Annotated in this window: 17 protein-coding genes; 10 read left to right on the top strand and 7 right to left on the bottom strand. The window is 35.9% G+C overall.

The window, feature by feature from the left end; translation table 11 throughout:
- Nucleotides 1-11 precede the first annotated feature (11 nt).
- Nucleotides 12-260, bottom strand: coding sequence for a hypothetical protein (locus tag I5168_RS07800; RefSeq protein ID WP_042277939.1), 249 nt, complete (start codon nucleotides 258-260; stop codon nucleotides 12-14).
- Nucleotides 261-452: 192 nt separating this feature from the next.
- Here I5168_RS07800 and I5168_RS07795 point away from each other — a divergent pair, with 192 nt between their 5' ends.
- Nucleotides 453-803, top strand: coding sequence for a DUF6686 family protein (locus I5168_RS07795; RefSeq protein WP_431471415.1), 351 nt, complete (start codon nucleotides 453-455; stop codon nucleotides 801-803).
- Nucleotides 804-809: 6 nt separating this feature from the next.
- On the opposite strand, the gene I5168_RS07790 is transcribed toward I5168_RS07795, so the two are convergent.
- Nucleotides 810-1973: a BamA/TamA family outer membrane protein gene (locus I5168_RS07790; RefSeq protein WP_240919400.1), complete on the bottom strand. Its 1164-nt coding sequence runs from the start codon at nucleotides 1971-1973 to the stop codon at nucleotides 810-812.
- 158 nt (nucleotides 1974-2131) lie between these two features.
- Here I5168_RS07790 and I5168_RS07785 point away from each other — a divergent pair, with 158 nt between their 5' ends.
- Both I5168_RS07785 and hemN read left to right on the top strand, forming a co-directional pair.
- Nucleotides 2132-2419: a hypothetical protein gene (locus I5168_RS07785; RefSeq protein WP_431471414.1), complete on the top strand. Its 288-nt coding sequence runs from the start codon at nucleotides 2132-2134 to the stop codon at nucleotides 2417-2419.
- 2 nt (nucleotides 2420-2421) lie between these two features.
- Nucleotides 2422-3780 carry an oxygen-independent coproporphyrinogen III oxidase gene (gene hemN / locus I5168_RS07780; RefSeq protein WP_431471413.1) on the top strand — a complete coding sequence of 453 codons (1359 nt, stop codon included), beginning with the start codon at nucleotides 2422-2424 and terminating at the stop codon, nucleotides 3778-3780.
- On the opposite strand, the gene I5168_RS07775 is transcribed toward hemN, so the two are convergent.
- Complete coding sequence (locus I5168_RS07775; protein WP_105019352.1) at nucleotides 3777-4694, bottom strand: LysR family transcriptional regulator; 918 nt, start codon at nucleotides 4692-4694, stop codon at nucleotides 3777-3779. The two genes, hemN and I5168_RS07775, sit on opposite strands and share 4 nt — an antisense overlap.
- Before the next feature lie 364 nt (nucleotides 4695-5058).
- Between I5168_RS07775 and I5168_RS07770 the strand changes: the two genes are divergently transcribed.
- From I5168_RS07770 to I5168_RS07755, 4 genes are all read left to right on the top strand, one after another.
- Nucleotides 5059-5346, top strand: a complete 288-nt coding sequence (locus tag I5168_RS07770) for a hypothetical protein (protein ID WP_167342267.1) — start codon at nucleotides 5059-5061, stop codon at nucleotides 5344-5346.
- A 21-nt stretch (nucleotides 5347-5367) separates the two neighbouring features.
- On the top strand, nucleotides 5368-6333 hold the full coding sequence (locus I5168_RS07765; protein ID WP_431471412.1) for a sodium-dependent bicarbonate transport family permease: 966 nt from the start codon (nucleotides 5368-5370) through the stop codon (nucleotides 6331-6333).
- Nucleotides 6334-6827: 494 nt separating this feature from the next.
- The gene (locus tag I5168_RS07760; RefSeq protein WP_060524456.1) at nucleotides 6828-8102 is read left to right on the top strand and encodes a ribonucleotide-diphosphate reductase subunit beta; all 1275 of its coding nucleotides are present in this window, start codon (nucleotides 6828-6830) and stop codon (nucleotides 8100-8102) included.
- A 2-nt stretch (nucleotides 8103-8104) separates the two neighbouring features.
- The gene (locus I5168_RS07755; RefSeq protein WP_042277924.1) at nucleotides 8105-9901 is read left to right on the top strand and encodes a ribonucleoside-diphosphate reductase subunit alpha; all 1797 of its coding nucleotides are present in this window, start codon (nucleotides 8105-8107) and stop codon (nucleotides 9899-9901) included.
- Between the two features lie 94 nt (nucleotides 9902-9995).
- On the opposite strand, the gene mazG is transcribed toward I5168_RS07755, so the two are convergent.
- The gene (gene mazG, locus I5168_RS07750; RefSeq protein ID WP_167342268.1) at nucleotides 9996-10769 is read right to left on the bottom strand and encodes a nucleoside triphosphate pyrophosphohydrolase; all 774 of its coding nucleotides are present in this window, start codon (nucleotides 10767-10769) and stop codon (nucleotides 9996-9998) included.
- Between the two features lie 169 nt (nucleotides 10770-10938).
- Here mazG and I5168_RS07745 point away from each other — a divergent pair, with 169 nt between their 5' ends.
- On the top strand, nucleotides 10939-11679 hold the full coding sequence (locus I5168_RS07745; RefSeq protein ID WP_167342269.1) for a thioredoxin family protein: 741 nt from the start codon (nucleotides 10939-10941) through the stop codon (nucleotides 11677-11679).
- Complete coding sequence (locus I5168_RS07740; RefSeq protein ID WP_431471411.1) at nucleotides 11679-12422, top strand: thioredoxin family protein; 744 nt, start codon at nucleotides 11679-11681, stop codon at nucleotides 12420-12422. Before I5168_RS07745 ends, I5168_RS07740 begins: the two co-directional genes overlap by 1 nt.
- Here I5168_RS07740 and I5168_RS07735 read toward each other — a convergent pair.
- From I5168_RS07735 to recG, 3 genes are all read right to left on the bottom strand, one after another.
- On the bottom strand, nucleotides 12417-13880 hold the full coding sequence (locus tag I5168_RS07735; RefSeq protein WP_431471410.1) for a magnesium chelatase: 1464 nt from the start codon (nucleotides 13878-13880) through the stop codon (nucleotides 12417-12419). The two genes, I5168_RS07740 and I5168_RS07735, sit on opposite strands and share 6 nt — an antisense overlap.
- 120 nt (nucleotides 13881-14000) lie before the next feature.
- Nucleotides 14001-14876: a hypothetical protein gene (locus I5168_RS07730; protein ID WP_431471409.1), complete on the bottom strand. Its 876-nt coding sequence runs from the start codon at nucleotides 14874-14876 to the stop codon at nucleotides 14001-14003.
- 17 nt (nucleotides 14877-14893) lie between these two features.
- On the bottom strand, nucleotides 14894-16999 hold the full coding sequence (gene recG / locus I5168_RS07725) for an ATP-dependent DNA helicase RecG (RefSeq protein WP_431471408.1): 2106 nt from the start codon (nucleotides 16997-16999) through the stop codon (nucleotides 14894-14896).
- Between the two features lie 244 nt (nucleotides 17000-17243).
- Between recG and purL the strand changes: the two genes are divergently transcribed.
- Entirely contained in the window at nucleotides 17244-20918 is a 3675-nt protein-coding gene (gene purL, locus I5168_RS07720; RefSeq protein WP_431471407.1) for a phosphoribosylformylglycinamidine synthase, read from the top strand.
- Nucleotides 20919-20947: the final 29 nt, after the last annotated feature.

The following is a 20947-nucleotide window of genomic DNA, read 5'->3' as shown; positions in this document are numbered from 1 at the left end:
TTGGAAGCCTATTAAGCAGTAACTTTTTCTGGTGCCCAAGCCTCACACATCATTCCGGCACTTGCCTTTTCTGGATGAGGACAAGAAGATGACTTGAATCTAGCACATTGTGCGCAATCGTGTTCATTATTAAGATCGGCACGCATATCAAAACTGTTACAAGTGTAACTGCTGCTCACTGCCACTTCATGAATTTTACATGTATTATCTGCGTTCAAGTTTGAACAATTTCCACAAGTATTTCCTAATCTAATTGCCATAATCTTTGATTTTTATTTAAAGATATAACACTTTACAAGAAGAATATTCAATAAGTTGTTAATTACCAATAATATGCATTTAGAATAAATAAAGATAAATGAACTTTAACACTCTAAATTTATTTAGAATAATTAAAAATAGATTATATTTGCACTGTAAATAAAGGGTTTATAACCGATTAATTATTTTTCATGAATCACGAACTTCAATTAATTACAAAAAATCAATTTGGTGAACTTAACTATTGCAATGGTTGTGATTGTTATTCGCTTGTTTTTTCTAATTTCATTTTTAAGTTCACTGTGGATGAGTTTGACACATTTCAAAATTATATCAATGACATTCCCATGTCGTTTTGGAATAACTCTGAGATGATGAAAAATAAAAAACGTCGCATTCCAATTCACACTAAACAGAAGAATCTTACGCTTGTTTTTAATGGTGAAGAATTTACAAAGCTCAAGGCTTTGGTAAATGGAGTCACTAAAAAAGACGAATTCTTATCCTTGTTAGATATTGATTATCCGCTTCATTTGAATTAAGGATACTTAAAAAGCTTCGGCAATACTTAAGTAAAAGCTACTAGCTCCATTTTGTCCACGACCGTAGTCAAATCTTAGATTTAAATTTTCTGATTTATCTAGCATAAATCTTAGTCCAGCGCCATAATTAAATTTTAAGCTGTCAAACTGAAAATCAGATATATTATTATAGACATCTCCGGCACCTACAAAAGCCACTAGCCCTATCCTACTATCTTTAAAGTTTTTACGGTACTCTATTTGACCAGCTAGTAAATCGCGGTCCACGTACCTACCTTCACGGTAACCTCTCATAATTTCACTACTACCAAAAAAGGAAAATTCTGAAAAAGGAATATCTCCTCGCGTGAATCTACCTATTGTTTGTATAGCAAGAATGTCAAGGTTATTTGGTGATACGTCAATATAATGTCTTAAATCAAAACGAGTAAGATTGAACTTATGAGTACCACCTACTGCTTCAAAATATTTACCATGTGTAAATTCCAAATACCATCCGTCTTGAGCATTTAATATATTACTACGGCTATCGTATAATAATGCAGCTTCTACACCAGCCGATGTTGAACCATCATAACCACTAGGTCTAGTTTGATCAATAAGTTTTCCCGGTTCTATTTCAACATCATAGATAACATTATACCTTACACCAGCTCCTAGAAATAAATACCTTAGTGAGGTTTGCTTGAGAAATATAGGCTCAAATAAAAATTGATAATAATTATACTGTTCTTCATTACTTTCAGGTGAATTGTTTCCCATACCGTAATAAAGCCTAGGGTAATTCTGGAACAACAAATTTCCTTCAATCACCCATTTTTCCTGATTGGTAAAAACTTCAAATCCTGAATACAAAAAGAATTGATTGTTCAACGTATACTGTAAGGTGATCGGCATGTTTGAGGTTCTAGTTTCCTCGCCACTACCATTAAATTTGAATAAATATTTTGCTCCTGTTCCAAAAGCAAAACTGGTCTCTGGAGAATAACTTATCACCGGTGCGGCGATAAACTTTTGTAGGTATAAACTACTATCTTTTTCTACAGCTTTACGATTCGGGTAAAAAGTAAAAAACTCTTTAAGATCTTCAATAGTTCCCTTTTTTTCTTGAGCGTTAAGAGAAGAACAACTTAGGATTATCAGTATTACGGATAGGTAGAAATATTTCAATACATGCTATTTAAACGCCCAAAATAAAACAGGCGTAATAATAAAAGTATCAGTGTTTTACTAATTAGGAAAACTTTATCACTCTTTAGGGTGACAAAAGTCATCCTTTATGGCTTGTAGTCGGTTCTAGATTTGTATCAAATTTAAAATTTATAGGTATGAGCACTTTGTATAACAATTTAAAAACCGACTGGGAAAATCACTTCATGATGTATGCTGCACTAGCTATTATAGCATCAACCTGTTTGGGAGGATTTGCGGTATTGTCGATTTTCAATAATGGTAGTGGTATCCCACAAATGATTCAAATATTTCTTGTGGTAACGATATGTAATATCGTAAACGCTTCTATTCTAACAGTTCAAAAACCAGAACGTGTATTAAAGGCACTTATAGCAAGTTTAATCATTTGCTTCCTCATTACGGCAATTAATCTATTGTTCTAAAAATGGATTTAGTTAGAAAGTATAACGTGGCTGGTCCTCGTTATACCAGTTACCCTACAGTTCCCTATTGGGATGACACTACTTTTGACGTTGAGTCCTGGAAGGAATCTGTTAAAGTAAGCTTTCGCGAAAGCGGAATAAATACAGGCATCTCATTATACATACACCTACCTTTTTGCGAAAGCATGTGTACTTTTTGTGGATGTAACAAAAGAATTACTAAAAATCATAAGGTCGAAACACCTTATATTGAAAGTGTTTTAAAGGAATTTGATTTGTACTTAGATTTAATGGAGCAAAAACCTAGAATCAAACAAATTCATTTGGGTGGTGGAACTCCAACATTTTTCTCACCACAGAATCTAAAACAACTTATTGACGGCATTTTCAAAAATGCATATCGGGATGATAACGTAGAGTTCAGTTTTGAAGGACATCCTAACAATACCACATACGAACACTTAAAAGTTCTACATGATTTAGGTTTTTCTAGAGTGTGTTACGGTGTTCAAGATTACAACCTCAAGGTTCAAAAAGCTATAAATAGAGTTCAACCTTTTGAAAATGTTCAACAAGCTACTCAAATGGCTAGGGACATAGGTTATAGTAGTGTAGGACACGATATCATTTACGGTTTACCTTTTCAAACCTTAGAAGATGTAATATCGACAATTGAAAAAACGATAGAACTTAAACCAGATCGCATTGCTTTTTATAGTTATGCACACGTGCCATGGATTAAAGGTAATGGACAACGTGGTTTTAAGGACGAGGATTTACCACATCCTACGATTAAAAGAGCGCAGTATGAAACGGGAAAACTCTTATTGACACAAGCAGGATATGTAGAGGTCGGCATGGATCATTATGCACTGCCAGATGATACTCTTGCTGCTTCAATCTATAACGGTAAACTACATCGTAATTTCATGGGTTATAACAGTTCCAAAACAGATTTAATGATAGGTCTAGGTGTTTCCTCAATAAGTGATAGCTGGTCAGGATTTGCACAAAATTATAAAAACATAGAGGACTACAAGCAAGCAGTAGACCTAGGTATACTACCTGTTTTTAGAGGTCATATCCTTACGGAAGAAGATATGATTATAAGAAGGCATATTTTGAATTTAATGTGTCAATTTTCTACAAACTGGACTTCAAACTCAGATTATTTTGATGAAGTTCCAGATGTTCTTATAGCTCTTAAAGAATTAGAAGCCGACGGACTAGTTATTCTGGATAAAAACGGTGTTATTATTACTGAAAAAGGTAAACCCTTTGTTCGAAATATATGCCTACCGTTTGATTTAAGACTTAAAAGAAAAAAACCTGATACACAGTTATTTTCTATGACGGTTTAACTTACTACCCATTTAAAATGCTCGTCGATAATCTTACTTTTATTATCAGATAAGTAATCAATATACGCTTGCGCCACTGGTGTAAGCGTTTTGTTTTTTAGCCATACTAAGTTCCACTTTGTTTCTATAGGTAAGCCTGGATAATCAACGGTCTCGATCAATCCCATTTCAAGAGCATTTTTGATTCCGATTTTGGGCATAATTGAAAAACCCAGTCCAGCTATTACAGCTTGTTTAAGTGCCTCGTTTGAAGTTAATTCAATTCTCTTTGTAATTGGATATTCATTTGCTTTTAAAAAATCTTCCATCGCATTGCGAGTAGCACTACCCGATTCTCTGTATAACAGTGGTTGACTCATGAAAATATCTTCACCTTCCTTTAATTTATTTATTCTTTTTTTGTTCCCTACTAAGAAAAGTTCATTTTTAAATATAGAAAAGGTTTTAAGCGATAAATGCTCTGGCAATACAGAAACAAGAGCAAAATCTACTAGATTCTCCTCCAAATCTTTTATTACTCTTTGTTTGTTAGTCACATCCATTTTAAACTCAATTTGTGGATGTTCATCTATAAAACCTGATAAGAAATAAGGCATTAAATACTTACCGGTAGAGACTACAGAGATTTTTAAAGTCCCAGCCAATTTTCCTTGAAAGCGTTGAACCTTGTGCTCCATTTCCTTGATTTGTTCAAGAATATTGATCGCTGTGCGAGCTATTTCTTCACCAAAATCAGTTACATAAAGCTGTCTACCAACTACTTCAGTTAAGGGTAAGGGAAACTGCTCTTGAAATTTTTTAAGCTGTATGGATACTGCTGGCTGGGTTAAAAAAAGACTTTCAGATGCCCTTGTAATACTTCTATGCTTAACAATCTCTATAAAAATTTGTAATTGATGTAAGGTGTAATGCATAAACTTGTTTTATGGTAAAGATAAAAAATATAAATAAAAATATATGCAAATGATGTTCAACCTTTGCACCGTAAATGAGAGAATGTTATGGCAAGAACACAAAACCTGTATTCCAATCATAATTCAAAGAGAAAGTTAATCCGGTTGAAAACAACCGCGCAACTTATTAGCATTCAAATTGATAAGACAAAAATAAGTAAAGGATTACAAGTTTTATCGGTTTCTAGCTTTTTAACAATTTTACTCGTTGCTGTTGTATACAGTTATTGGAATAATACCTATCACTTTAAACCCTTACTATTTTCTAGCGGTATTATTTTTTTACTCATTTCATTAAAATTTATTAACTCTAAAAACAAGTAATATGTCTGTAATGATTAACCACAAAGTCAATCTCGTAGAAGGGACTTTTACACCGCAAGAATCTTTGGATATCATTAATGCGTTAATCAAAGAAAAAATTAATTTCCATAAACTACATAGACTTTCGATAGCTGAAGGTAATCTTTATGAAGATACAAGTTATGATGATGACCGCGTGGCACAACTAAATGAAGAACGTCAATCTTACCGAGAATTTTACAAAGAGATTAAACAAAGCGGCAAAAAGTTACGCATTAAAGGAACTATAGAAATTGAGGTTCTAGATTAATTCTAAGATTACTAAATACTTATGGATTTACATTTACTGGCAGATAACCTAACAAACCCTGCCTTATTATTTTTTATTTTAGGTCTTATTGCTTCACAAATCAAAAGCGACCTAGAAATTCCGCGAACCTCTTCAAAATTCATTTCACTATACCTTCTATTAGCCATAGGCTTTAAAGGTGGACAAGAACTTTCTCACAGTCCTATTACAAGCGATATTTTATGGGCATTGATCATGGGTATTGCTCTGGCTGCCCTCGTACCGGTCTACACTTTTTTCATATTAAGAATTCGGTTTAGCCTAGAAAACGCTGGAGCAATTGCTGCAGCCTATGGATCAGTAAGTGCTGTAACCTTTGTAACTGCAATAAGTTTCCTAGAAATGGAAGGGATAGAATTTGGCGGACACATGGTGGCAGTGATGGCCTTGATGGAAGCTCCTTCTATTATAGTAGGTGTTCTTTTAATGAGGATATGTAGTAAGAAGAAAAATAAAAAAGATAAGGATACGAGCAAGATAGTTAAGCATGCGGTAACTAATGGTAGCGTTTTAATGATTCTGGGTAGTTTAGTCATCGGTATACTAGCCAACGACGCACAGGCAGCCGATATCAAACCTTTTACCACAGATATCTTTAAAGGGTTTCTTGCTGTATTCTTATTAGATATGGGTATTGAAAGCGGTAAAAAAATTGGTGCATTAATTAAGAAAGGTTGGTTTGCCTTGGGATTTGCTCTAATAATTCCAATTGTAAATGGAATCTTTATCGCTTGGGTTTCACAATTTGTACTTTCAGAACCAGGCGATAGATTTTTAATAGCCATACTGGCAGCGAGTGCAAGTTATATTGCCGTTCCTGCGGCCATGCGTATAGCAGCACCTAAAGCTAACCCCAGTTTATACTTACCTATGGCGCTAGCGATAACCTTTCCCTTCAATATTACCTTGGGCATGCCATTATATATGTATGTGATACAATCTTTATAGTTGAATGATTAACTAGAATTATAAAAAGGAACCCATCTTTGGGTTCCTTTTTTATTTCACGCATGTGGTATGAAGAAGTTTATTTTTAAACTTAGATCATTTAAAAAATTGATTTTTCTACTCTATCGAAATTCTCTCATCGTATATCATTTCATTTTGAAAGTGCCAACTTTAAATTTTGACGTTTTCGGTCCTTTGTAATTGTTAAATTTTGAAAAAAAGTGAACCAACAACAAAAAATAAAAAAGTAGATTTTAAGAGTTTTATAACATTTGAAATTTGGCTAAGCCTTTGCAAAATAAAGGTTTGTTAAACCTTTGAACAGACTATCAACAACTTAGCTTAACAACCTAGTAAATTAAACCTAAAAAACTGTTTTACAACACTTTAAACCATTGTTGAAAACATTGTGAACAACCTCAATTGCTCCTTCTAGTTACACCAATAATTTATACGCAATTTTACTTAACGTTAATTTAAAGAAGAAATAGGGCATGGAAATAGCATCGATTAGAAAGAGAGATTTTAGCGTTGTTCCTTTTGAACTGGATAAAGTAACATTGGCAGTTTTAAAAGCAATGAACGCGCAAGGAAATGGTGAAGAAAAAGACGCACAAAATGTGGCGCTTACCGTTTACAAGAAATTAAGTACCATTAAGGATAAAGATGCTAGTTTTATTCCTACCGTAGAGCAGATTCAAGATTATGTTGAAACGGCCTTGATGGAAAATGGTTTTCATGATGTAGCTAAAGCCTATATAATATACCGTGAAAAAAGAGCTATGGGACGTCGTTCCAATATCTTTGAAAAACGAGTGAACCTAAAACCATACGAGTATCCACAATTATATGAATACGTTCCTGCAATTAGACATTCTTACTGGATACATACCGAATACAACTTCACAAGCGATATTCAAGATTTCAAATCTAGACTAACTGATGTAGAACGTAGTGCCATCAAGAATACGATGCTCGCTATTTCTCAAATCGAAGTTGCAGTTAAAAGTTTCTGGGGCGATATATACCATCGCATGCCTAAACCAGAAATAGGGTCAGTAGGATCCACATTTGCTGAAAGTGAAGTACGTCATGCAGATGCCTACTCACACCTACTTGAAATTCTAGGATTAAATGAAGAGTTTAAAAAGCTTAAGAAAAATCCTGTAATTATGAAGCGTGTTCAGTATTTGGAAAACGCTTTACGTAATTCAAAAAGTGAAAGCGATAAAGAATATGCAGAATCCATTCTTCTGTTCTCTATTTTCATTGAACATGTTTCCCTTTTCTCTCAATTCTTGATCATCATGGCCTTTAACAAGCATAAAAACATGCTTAAAGGAATTTCAAATGTGGTTGAGGCTACATCTAAAGAAGAGCAAATACACGGTGACTTTGGTATCGATCTAATTAAAATTTTCCAAGACGAGCGTCCAGAGTGGTTCAATGAATCCTACACCGAAAAAATTCAAAACATCTGTAGAGAAGCCTACGAGGCAGAAAAAGCTATTGTAGATTGGATCTTCGAAGCAGGTGAACTTGACTTCCTTCCTAAAGCGGTTGTAAACGAGTTTATCAAAAACCGTTTCAATCGTTCCCTAATCAGCATTGGTAATGAGGCCATCTTTGAAGTTGATGAAGAACTTCTCGGTCAAACAGAATGGTTTGATGAAGAAATCATTGCCACCAAGCACGTAGACTTTTTCGTAAAAAGATCTATTAACTACACAAAAAGAAAACAAAGTATAACCAGCGACGACTTATTTTAATTATGATTCAAGAAAACAAGCAAGAACAAAAGGTTCAAGAGCAACAAGCAGCACCATCTGCTGCAGAACAATTACTAAAAGCACGTAAAGAAACCCTACAGAAAAGTAAGGAAAAACGACAGGAGCCGTTTTACTGGTTAAACGATTACAGTCGTAGGTTTCTTGAATCGGGATATTTAACCCAAGGAGTAACTCCTGAACAACGTATTAGAGAAATCGCAGATCATGCTGAAAAAATCTTAGGCATGCCAGGTTTTTCAGATAAGTTTTATGACTACATGTCTAGAGGTTTCTATTCATTAGCCTCTCCAGTTTGGTCAAACTTTGGTAAACGTCGCGGTCTTCCTATAAGTTGTTTTGGATCTCATATCGACGATGATATGGGTAACATCCTATATACGCAGTCAGAAGTTGGTATGATGTCAAAATTAGGTGGTGGTACATCAGGTTATTTTGGTAAAATACGTCATCGTGGTGCGGCTGTAAAAAATAATGGAGAAGCTTCTGGTGCTGTACACATTATGCAATTGTTTGAGTCAATGGTCGATGTAGTAAGTCAAGGATCAGTGCGTCGTGGCCGATTCTCTCCTTACCTACCTGTAGAACATCCAGACATCATGGAATTTCTAGAAATAGGTACTGAAGGGAACCCAATTCAAAGTCTTACTCACGGTGTAACTGTGACTAACGACTGGATGGAAGAAATGATTGGTGGTGACACTGAAAAAAGAGCCATTTGGGCCAAAGTTCTTCAACGTCGTGGTGAGATGGGTTATCCATACATTTTCTTTACAGATAATGCAAATAAGGGTGCTGCCGATGTGTACCAAGACAAAGACCTTCCTATTTATGCCAGCAATTTATGTACAGAAATAATGCTACCTTCAAATGACGACTGGTCATTCGTTTGTGTACTGTCAAGCGTTAATTTATTGCACTATGATGACTGGAAAGATACTGATGCAGTAGAAACCATGATCTACTTCCTAGATGCTATTATCACTGAATTTGTTGAAAAATTAGAAGCGTATAGAGACTCTGAAAATAGAGATGATCGTCAAACGTTCTTATTCATGGAGCGCGCCTACAATTTTGCGAAAACAAATCGTTCTTTAGGTTTAGGAGCATTAGGATGGCACTCACTTTTACAATCAAAACGTTTATCGTTTGGAAGTCAAGAAGCATTCAATTTGAACAGTGAAATTTTTAGAGAAATAAAAGATCGTTCTTACAAAGCAAGTGAGGAACTAGCCAAAAAATTTGGAGAACCTGAAGTTCTTAAAGGTTATGGCCGTAGAAATGCGACACTTAATGCAGTAGCGCCTACTACATCTAGTGCCTTTATTTTAGGTCAGGTATCTCAAGGAATTGAACCTATTTGGTCAAATATTTATGTAAAAGATATTGCAAAAATTAAAACCACCATCAAAAACCCATTCCTTGTAGAGCTTTTAGAGGAAAAAGGAATGAATAATAAAGAAGTGTGGAGAGATATTCGCGATCATGATGGATCTGTACAGCATTTAGATTTCTTAACAGAAGAAGAAAAAGATGTTTTTAGAACCTACCCTGAATTAGATCAAAATGATATCGTTTATCAAGCTGCAAACCGTCAAAATCATATTGATCAAGGTCAGTCGGTTAACTTAATCGTTCATCCAGATATGCCTATTAAAGAGATTAATAAAATTCATATTAATGCATGGAAATTAGGCCTTAAGTCACTGTATTACCAGCACAGTATGAATGCTGCACAAAAATTCAAACAACAAAAGGAATGTACTACGTGTGAAGCTTAAGTAATTACTTGTAATCTATAAAAAAGCCATCTTTTTCAAGATGGCTTTTTTAATTCCTCTAACTTTTAAGGACAATCAAATTCTAATTTCCCACTTACAACTCTTTAGCCTCGTTCCAATACACATCCATCTCGTCCAGCGACATATCATGTAGTTGTTTACCAGCCTCACCTGCTTTTTTCTCCAGATAAGAAAAGCGTTTGATGAATTTTTTATTAGTTCGCTCTAGTGCATTTTCTGGATTTACACCTAAATGTTTGGCATAATTTACAAGTGAGAAGAGCACGTCTCCTAGTTCGGCTTCAATTTTATCCTTCTCTCCTGCTAGGACCTCAACTTCTAGCTCTGCCAGTTCTTCTTGTAACTTTTCCTTTACCTGTTCTGGTCGTTCCCAGTCAAACCCTACACCAGCCACTTTTTCTTGTATACGTGCACTTTTTACTAGCGCTGGTAAAGAATTAGGAACACCTTCTAACACACTCTTTTTACCTTCTTTAAGTTTAAGAGCTTCCCAATTTGCCTTTACCTCGGCCTCGTTTTCCACTTTTACATCTCCGTAAATATGTGGATGCCTAGAAACCAACTTATCGCAAATTCCATGAGCAACACTAGCAATATCAAACTCGCCAGTTTCACTACCTATCTTGGAATAAAAAACAATGTGCAATAATAAATCACCCAGTTCCTTAGGAATTTCTTCTCGATCATCATCTAGAATAGCATCTCCCAGCTCATAGACTTCTTCAATGGTCAAATGACGCAGTGATTGCAATGTTTGTTTACGATCCCATGGACAGCCTTCTCGCAGTTCATCCATTATGGTAAGCAATCTATCAAGAGCTTCTAATTTTTCCTGGCGTGTAGTCATAAATTGATACTTTTGTGATAAAAGGAACTTACTTTTATCCGTGTGAATAGTTGGTTTAATTACGCTTTCGCGAAAGCGTACTCTCAAAAATACTACTGAACGTTTTCAGTCCATCTACTCACAATAATTATGGCATAAAATTAGTTAGCTTTACTCACAAACAAGAACAATGAACAGAATACTTTTCCTCTTACTTTTTATTTCACTAGGTGGGACCATACAAGCACAGGATTATATAACAGATGATACGTTTGAAACTACCGCGATGAAAAGCGATGGGCAACTTAAAGTCGTATCCTTTACCGCGGCATGGTGCGGTCCTTGTAAAATGATGAAACCTATTTTTAAAGAGTTAAATGAGGATAATAATCTGGATATTACGGTATATTATCTGGATATTGATCACAACGTGACCAATGATGTTCTCAACATTCACAGCGTGCCTACTATATATTTTATAAAAAATGGCGTAAAAATGGGTGAATTAATAGGTGGACGTTCCAAAAGTCACCTTTTGAAAGAAATAAACAAGTTTAAAAATAGTGAGGCAACGGGAGAAAAACTGGACTACCTGCCTGTACCTAGTTCAATAGAAATAGTTGCTGGTGATCATAAGAAATTGACGGTAAAAACCGCTCAAAAAGTATGGAACAGTGTAGATAATTTAAATAAGCTGAGTGAATCTATATTTCTGAACCTGAACAATAAAGCAGACTTGCGTTACGGCCTGATGCTAGCAGAACGCAGCATAGAGATAGAACCTTCCCTAGTGAATACTGTGACAAAAGCTTATATCCTTTACAAATTAGGCGAATCAAAAAAGGCTAAAAAAGCACTTAAAATGGCTCAAAAGGTGGCAGGCGATCAAAAAGTAGAGGCTATTGAAAGTCTACTTAAAAAACTAGCTTAATGTTCCACCGCATAGCATTACTCATCCTAATGTCCATGTGCTGGATGTTGCCGGCACAAGCTCAAACCTATGTTACAGATGCAACCATGGATGAAACTGTAATGCAGGAGAACGATCGCATGGTAGTTCTTTTTTTTACTGCTACCTGGTGTGGACCATGTCAATACATGAAACCCATAATAAACAGTATTAAAAAGGAAGTAGACGTTGACATTTACTATCTAGACACAGATAATAACACCGCCGATGATATTTTACACGTAACTAGTATACCTACTTATTATTTCATTAAAAACGGACGAAAACTAGGTCAAACAACCGGTACTTTGAAAAGAGCACGACTTATCCAGTTAATTCAAAGACATGATGCAATGACTGTAACCGGTGATCTTTTACCCTATCGCGGTAAACCCAGTAAATTTTCTATCAAGGAAGGGCTTTCAAAAGAATTAACTTATGAAAGCATTGATAAAGTATGGTATGATGCGGCGCAACTTAATGCCACTGCATGGAACTATACTAGTGAATCGTCTCATTTACAGGATGTACAAGCTGCTCTCGTCATGATAAATCGCAGTATTGAACTAGAAGAAACGGTAAGTGCTCTAGAGACAAAAGCCTTTTTACTGTTACGTTTAAGCCGCAAAAAAGAAGCAAAATTGGTAATTGACCAAGGACTTAAACTAGCTCGTAAAAGGGATGAATTTACTGGAATTCTAGAAGGTTTACTAGAACGATTATAATCCCTTTAAATAACTGCTGTACAAATCGTTGATTTGGTATCCTTCGTTAAATCGGTGCTTGCTTAGTTTATCAAATTCCACCAAGGACCAAAGTAAAAATTCTTTTAAAAAGAATTTGTCCTCGCTGGCTACATCGGGTTGATACTCATTAATTAAATCTTCTAGTGGAGTAACTTCATTCAACAAATGCTCATATTCCTCATTGGACAACTCATCAAGTAATTCAATCCCGTTATTGTCAAAAAACCATTGCACAAGAGTATCGTATGGGGTCTGCTCATCAGCTTTGGTAAGCTTTTTAATTTCAGGAAAATATATTGGAAAAAGCGTTTTTGTAGCCTGAGCAATTAATTCTTGCGCTACAAATGCCGCTCCTTCTTGTTCTCCTTCATAAACCAACTCTATTTTACCCGTGATGGATGGTATGACACCTAAAAAGTCGCTATATCGTATAGTCGTTGTTTTTTCGCCACTCATAAGCGACCTACGTTCGGCAGTACTTAATAGGTTTTCATATGCGGTGATACTCATACGTGCACTCACTCCACTTTTTTCATCTACGTATTCACTTTCTCGTGCTGTAAAACTTATTTGTTCTAACAAATCTTTGGCAAGTTCAGGTACGTGAATGTGGTTTTTGAGACGATCGTCATTACTAGCTTCTTGTTGGGTAATGGTTTTGGCAATCTCAATAGATTTTGGATAATGAGTAAGTATTTGTGAGCCTATACGGTCTTTAAGAGGTGTTACAATGCTACCACGATTGGTATAATCTTCTGGATTTGCAGTAAATACAAATTGCATATCCAGTTGTAGCCTTAATTTAAAACCACGAATTTGAATATCTCCTTCTTGAAGAATATTAAATAAGGCAACTTGAATGCGCGCCTGTAAATCAGGTAACTCATTAATTACAAATATGCAGCGATTTGCTCGTGGTATCATACCATAATGAATCACCCTATCATCTGCATAACTTAACTTGAGATTAGCTGCTTTTATAGGATCGATATCTCCTATCAAATCAGCAACAGTAACATCTGGAGTGGCTAATTTTTCATAAAACCTTTCATCTCTATGTAACCATTCGATAGGCGTATTATCGCCGTGTTCTTCTATAAGTTGTTTCGCTTTTCGCGAAAGCGGATTTAAAGGATCATCATGTATTTCACTGCCACCTATAAAAGGAATGTATTCATCTAAAAGCTGAGTCATGAGCCTTGCGAGCCTAGTTTTGGCCTGTCCTCTTAAACCTAATAAATTAATATTATGCTTAGATAGGATGGCACGCTCTAGTTCTGGAATCACAGTATTTTCATATCCATGAATTCCTTTAAAAGTGACTACATCATTTTTAATGTTGTCAATCAAGTTATCACGCAGCTCATCCTTTATGGATTTTGATTTCCATCCAGCTTCCTTTAATTGACCCAGTGTTTTAATACTTTGAATATTCATGACATTACTTTGAGTAGTGAAAATACAGCGCATAAATGCATTAAAAAAGAAGACACCGCTGTTTTAACGATACTTTGAGTTTTAAAAAGCTTACTGTTCTCTTTATGTGCTCAAATAGAATTAATGAGTAAACAAAACCTCACTGTAATCTGTCAAAGCATCCAATTGTTCCTCGCTTAAATCATCACGGTCTTGATCATTCAAAAGAGACAAATAATACAGGTAATATTTCTTACTTACCTCATTAGGATTAAATTCAATTTCATAGTTTAACTTTTCGTAAATCAATTCATTGTTATCAATTAGTAGTAAAACTTGAATGATACCTGATCTAAGGATTACATAATTACTGTAAGGGCTTTTTATTTCTCTAACTAAATCTAAAGCTCCATCAGGATTTCCACTATTTAACTGATGCCTTGCCTCAGCAAGAGTTTGGTAGGCATCCATCATCTCTAACTGTTTTCCTAAAGGAACATCTACTTGCATGGACAGGGCACTTTGTATAAGTTGTGAAATACTATAACCAGAAGCTACGTGGTAATGATTTGCTATGTAATAATCCCCTTGATTATTAGGTTGAAGATAAAAAACTACATTATCGGCGCTTGTGCCTGTGCTATCTGATATACTATAAATAGCTCTCACGGCATTGTCTTTCTGATAAAGTTCAATCAGTTCGGTTTTTTGATTATTCAATTTATTCGTTTCTGCAATTGAACCCAACGCATCTCTAACCAACCGACGCAGAAAATAAACTACACTACTTCGAATGTGTTTTGGTATTTTTTTAAAACTAATTTTTTTAGTAAAAGAATTGATATTAAAATTATTCTTAAGGAAATCTGCATCATAATTATTAAGGGCTTCTTCAATATCAACAGCAAGATTTTCAGCTTGAATGGGTACTATGTAATTGATTTTATCTTCATCTGATTTGCAAGCGGTGAGAATAACAATTATGAATGTGAGAATAAGAACGTAGTGGTTTTTCATTAAAGTTGTTAGGTTGGTTAACTTATATATTTCCAAAAGCCTTTTTTACTTTGTAAGTAGGCCATTACTCGTTTGATAGGTTGATTTTTATCTAATTGAATAGCAGGATCTTCTTTCAACACTTTACTTGCAGCCTCTCTTGCAATAGCAAGAATTTGTTGGTCCTTCACTAGATCAGCCATTCTCAAGTTCATGATACCACTTTGTCGTGTTCCCATTAAATCTCCTGGACCTCTTAATTTAAGATCTACTTCGGCAATCTCAAACCCATCGGTAGTACGCACCATAGTTTCCATTCTAGTGCGAGCTTCTTTGCTTAACTTAAATCCAGTCATAAGAATACAAAAACTTTGATCGGCACCTCGTCCTACTCTACCACGTAATTGATGCAATTGCGACAACCCAAAACGTTCGGCACTTTCAATTACCATTACACTTGCATTAGGAACATTTACACCTACCTCAATAACGGTTGTAGCTACCATAATTTGTGTTTCTCCTTTGACAAACCTATCCATTTCCCAGTCTTTATCTTCTGGCTTCATCTTTCCATGGACAATACTTACCTTATAATCCGGTAAAGGAAATTCTCTCACGATACTTTCATATCCGTCTTGTAAATCCTTATAGTCTAATTTTTCAGATTCTTCAATTAAGGGATACACCACATATACTTGTCTACCTTTGGTAATTTCATCCCTAATGAATTTAAAGACTCCTAGCCTATTTTTATCGTAACGATGTACGGTTTTTATTTCCTTACGTCCTGGTGGCAATTCATCAATTACAGATACATCTAAATCTCCATAAACACTCATAGCCAAGGTACGTGGGATAGGAGTTGCGGTCATTACCAGGACATGTGGTGGTAATTCATTTTTCTTCCACAGTTTTGCTCGTTGTGCTACACCAAATCGATGTTGTTCATCTACAATCGCAACACCTAGATTTTTATACTTTACTTTATCTTCAATAAGCGCATGTGTCCCTATTAAAATATGTAAGGAGCCATCTTCTAATCTTTCATGAAGTTCGCGACGCTCTTTAGTTTTTACACTACCAGTTAGTAAGCCGACTGACAGGTCTGTTTTTTCTAATAATTCAGCTACGCCTGCATAATGTTGCTGCGCAAGAATTTCTGTAGGAGCCATTATACAGGCTTGGAATCCATTATCAATGGCAAGAAGGCAAGTAAGTACCGCAACTATAGTCTTTCCAGATCCTACATCACCTTGAAGTAAGCGATTCATATGGGCGCCTGTTCCCATATCGGCTCGTATTTCCTTAACCACTCTTTTTTGAGCACCTGTTAATTCAAAGGGCAAGTGATTATTATAAAAATCTAAAAAATTATCACCTACTTCTTGAAACGGGTATCCTTTAATTTTAGACTTGCGCACTTTATTTTTAAGAAGTAACTCCATTTGAATAAAGAACAACTCCTCAAACTTCAACCGGTATCTGGCAGCTTGTAAATGCCTTGCCGTTGATGGAAAATGCACTTCTTTCATTGCTTGATTTTTCCCCATTAAGCTGTAACCTGATAGTACCTCTTCAGATAAGGTCTCAATAAAGCTGTTATGTATTTCACTATACAGCGACCTCATCAATTTTACCATGTATACGTTGGTAATTTTTCTTTTGGCCAAAGTCTCGGTACTGGGATAAATAGGAGCCATTGCTTGTTGAGCACGCGATTGGTGATCTTTAAGCAATTCCATATCAGGATGAGCCATGCTAAAAGTTGCGCCATAGCGCTGTACTTTACCAAACACCACATAAGGCTGATTAAGTTTTAAATTATCTTTAAAATACTTCTGGCCTCTAAACCAAACTAACTCCATTTTACCAGTATCATCTATAAACGTCGCTACCAGCCTGCTTAATTTACCTGTAAGAACGGTTTTGATACTAATGATTTTACCAATTACTTGTACTTGTGTATTACCGTCAATTAATTGATTGATTTTATAATATTTGGTTTTATCTACATATCGATTGGGGAACAAATTTGCCAGATCTCCATAAGTATCAATATTTAATTCTGTGCGCAACAACTTAGCTCGTTGTGGCCCTACTCCATTTAAATATTCTATAGGTGTAGATAAAAAATTCTGTGGCAAAATTTCTAATTTATTACCAAAAATAGCACATCTCTATCAACGACTGTGGTTTCTTACAAGCATACTTAGAGACCTACATAAGCAACACATTAACTTACAACCATTTAAACCCATAATCAAACACAAAAAACTAAATCGAATTGATTGTGAATAACACGTTATTAAAAGCCAACTTACTAAGAATAAAGTCATGAAATCTATGTAGTAAAAAGCTATCTTTGCAACTAGCTTTAAAACGCTCGCAATGATCCTTTTTTTCGGTGAACCCACAAAGAAAATTTATGCTGTACAATCACAGCATGCTCTCTCTAACGACAACCTTCAAAAATTAGTTTGGCTACTAGGTAATGCTCCTCAAATCGAGGCCGATGCAGTTCCAGGAACCTATACAGGTCCTAGAGCAACTACCATAACACCATGGTCTACTAATGCTGTTGAAATTACTCAAAACATGCAAATTCCAGGTATACAGCGTATAGAGGAGTTTAACTCCTGTCTGCCCGATGCCGACTACGACCGCATGTTGCTAGTTAAATTTGATGGATTAAATCAATCTCAATTTGATATTAATGTTACTCCTGATCAAGTACTAGAAATTGATGACATCGCAGCTTACAACATGCAAGAAGGATTAGCTTTAAGTGATGATGAAATTGATTATTTAAATCAACTTGCAGAGCGTTTAGGGAGAAAGTTAACCGATTCTGAAGTATTTGGTTTTTCACAGGTAAATTCTGAGCATTGTCGTCATAAAATATTCAATGGTACCTTTATTATCGATGGTAAAGAACAACCTACTTCTTTATTTAAATTAATTAAGGAAACTAGTAAACAAAACCCTAATGAAATAGTTAGTGCTTACAGTGATAACGTTGCATTTATTCAAGGTCCACAAGCAGAACAATTTGCTCCTGCCAGCGCAGATAAACCTGACAAATACGTCAATAAGGATTTTGAATCTGTAATATCATTAAAAGCAGAAACCCATAATTTCCCAACCACTGTAGAACCATTTAACGGTGCTGCTACAGGAAGCGGTGGAGAAATACGTGATAGACTAGCTGGTGGACAAGGTTCTTTGCCTCTTGCAGGAACAGCTGTATACATGACCAGTTATTCACGATTAAATGATCAACGCCCATGGGAACGCGATTTTGAAGCACGTGAATGGTTGTATCAAACTCCATTGGACATACTTATCAAAGCCAGTAATGGAGCAAGTGATTTTGGAAACAAATTTGGACAACCATTAATAGCAGGCTCTGTGCTTACATTCGAACATGACGAACATGTAGACCAAGAAAACCAATCTTCCCACGATCCACGTTATTTAGGTTACGACAAGGTGATCATGCTTGCTGGTGGAATAGGATATGGAAAAAAAGATCAAGCTCTTAAAAAAACACCCGATGCTGGCGATGATATCATCGTCATGGGTGGTGATAATTACCGTATAGGAATGGGTGGTGCTGCCGTAAGTAGCGCCGATACTGGTTCAATGGATAGCGGTATTGAATTAAATGCTGTTCAACGATCTAATCCCGAAATGCAAAAACGTGCGGCTAATGCCATTAGAGGAATGGTAGAAAGCGACAACAACACCATTAAATCCATTCACGATCATGGTGCTGGTGGACATTTAAATTGCTTATCAGAACTTGTAGAAGAAACAGGTGGAGTAATTGATGTAGACAAATTACCAGTAGGTGACCCTACTCTTTCTCGCAAAGAACTTATAGGTAATGAAAGCCAAGAACGTATGGGATTAGTAATGGAAGCTAGTGATACTCCAGTACTAGAACGTATAGCTCAACGTGAGCGTGCTCCTTTATATAAAGTAGGAACAGTTACCGGTGACAACAAATTTATTTTTAGTGAAAAAGATGGGCGCAGCCCGATGGATCTTGCTCTAGAAGACATGTTCGGTTCTAGTCCAAAGACCATTATGGATGATGTCACTATTAACAGAAAATATAACGACGTACAGTACATTCAAGATGAATTGACCTCTTACCTTAAAAAGGTTTTAAAACTAGAAGCTGTCGCAAGTAAAGACTGGTTAACAAATAAAGTAGATCGCTGTGTAACTGGTCGAGTAGCAAAACAACAAACCTGTGGTGAATTGCAGTTACCTCTTAATAACGTAGGTGTGATGGCCATAGATTATCAAGGTAAAAAAGGTGTTGCGACTACCATAGGTCACAGTCCTGTGAGTGCACTTATCGATCCTATCGCTGGATCTCGTAATTCTATTGCAGAGGCCTTGAGTAATTTAGTATTTGCTCCGATTGAGAAAGGTCTATCTGGTGTAAGTTTGAGTGCAAACTGGATGTGGCCATGTAACAATCCAGGAGAGGATGCTAGACTATATCAAGCAGTAAAAGCGGTAAGTGACTTTGCTATCGAATTAGGTATCAATATACCTACAGGAAAGGACTCCTTGAGTATGAAGCAAAAATATACCGATAAAGATGTTTTATCTCCTGGAACAGTAATCATTAGTAGCGTGGCAGCTGTAGATGATATCACACGAATTGTAGAACCCGTTCTACAGCCAGATGATAATGCTCCTATTTACTACATTAATTTAAGTGGTGATTCTCACAAATTAGGTGGATCTAGTTTTGCACAAGTTTGTGATGCAATAGGTAATGAATGTCCGACAGTTGTAGATAGTTCCGCTTTCGCGAAAGCGTGGTCACAAATTCAAGCTCTCATAAAATCTGATAAAGTACTAGCTGGTCACGATATAGGAAGCGGTGGTCTTGTAACTACATTACTAGAGATGTGTTTTCCATCAACCAAGGTGGGAATGAAACTTGACCTTTCAAGTATTGGAGACGATTTAATAAAGGTTTTATTCTCAGAAAACATTGGTGTGGTCTTACAAACCACCCAAGATATAGATAATGAATTAAAAGATTGCGGAGTACCTTTTTACAAGATAGGTACAGCAACAAACAAGCCTGTAATAGAGCTTAATGAGCTTGTTCTTGACGTGGCAGAATATCGTAAAGAATGGTACGAGACCTCTCACCTATTAGATCGTGAACAGTCCTTTAACGGTAAGGCCGATGAGCGAGCTGCTAATTATGAACAGCAGCCTTTAAATTACCAATTTCCCGCATCCTTTGACGGAAAACTACCCGAATTACCAAAGCACAAAATAAAAGCAGCTGTAATCCGAGAAAAAGGAAGTAACAGTGAACGAGAAATGGCAAGAGCAATGCACCTTGCTGGTTTTGAGGTTATAGATGTTCACATGACTGATCTTATAAGCGGTCGTGAAACTCTTGAAGATGTGCAATTTATTGCTGCTGTTGGAGGTTTTTCTAATAGCGATGTTCTAGGTAGCGCCAAAGGTTGGGCCGGTGCATTTTTATATAACGACAAGGCAAACAAGGCATTGAAAAACTTTTTTGCACGACCAGATACGATGAGTTTAGGAGTATGTAATGGTTGTCAATTATTCGTGGAATTAGGATTAATAAATCCAGACCACGACATCAAACCAAAAATGCTTCACAACGATAGTAACAAATTTGAATGTCACTTTACTAGCGTAGAAATTGCAGCAAATAATTCTATTATGTTAGAATCACTAGCTGGTACAACCTTAGGAATTTGGGCAGCTCATGGAGAAGGTAAGTTCCAGTTACCTAAACAAAAAGAGGATTACAAGATCCCAGCCACTTATGCCTACACGGGATATCCTGCAAATCCTAATGGATCTGATTACAACGCTGCAATGTTAAACAGTGAGGATGGTAGACATCTTGTAATGATGCCACACCTAGAACGTTCTACATTCCCATGGAATTGGGCGCACTATCCTAAAGACCGTAAAGACGATGTAGTTTCTCCATGGTTAGAAGCATTTGTAAATGCTAGAAAATGGTGTGAAAAACAAAATTCCTAAGGAATTTGTTTTTATTAATATGATTAAAA

It is taken from the genome of Nonlabens sp. SCSIO 43208 (assembly GCF_050703575.1).
Taxonomy (GTDB): domain Bacteria; phylum Bacteroidota; class Bacteroidia; order Flavobacteriales; family Flavobacteriaceae; genus Nonlabens; species Nonlabens tegetincola.
Note: the sequence above shows the minus strand (reverse complement) of the source record. Positions and strands in the feature narration are given on the sequence as shown.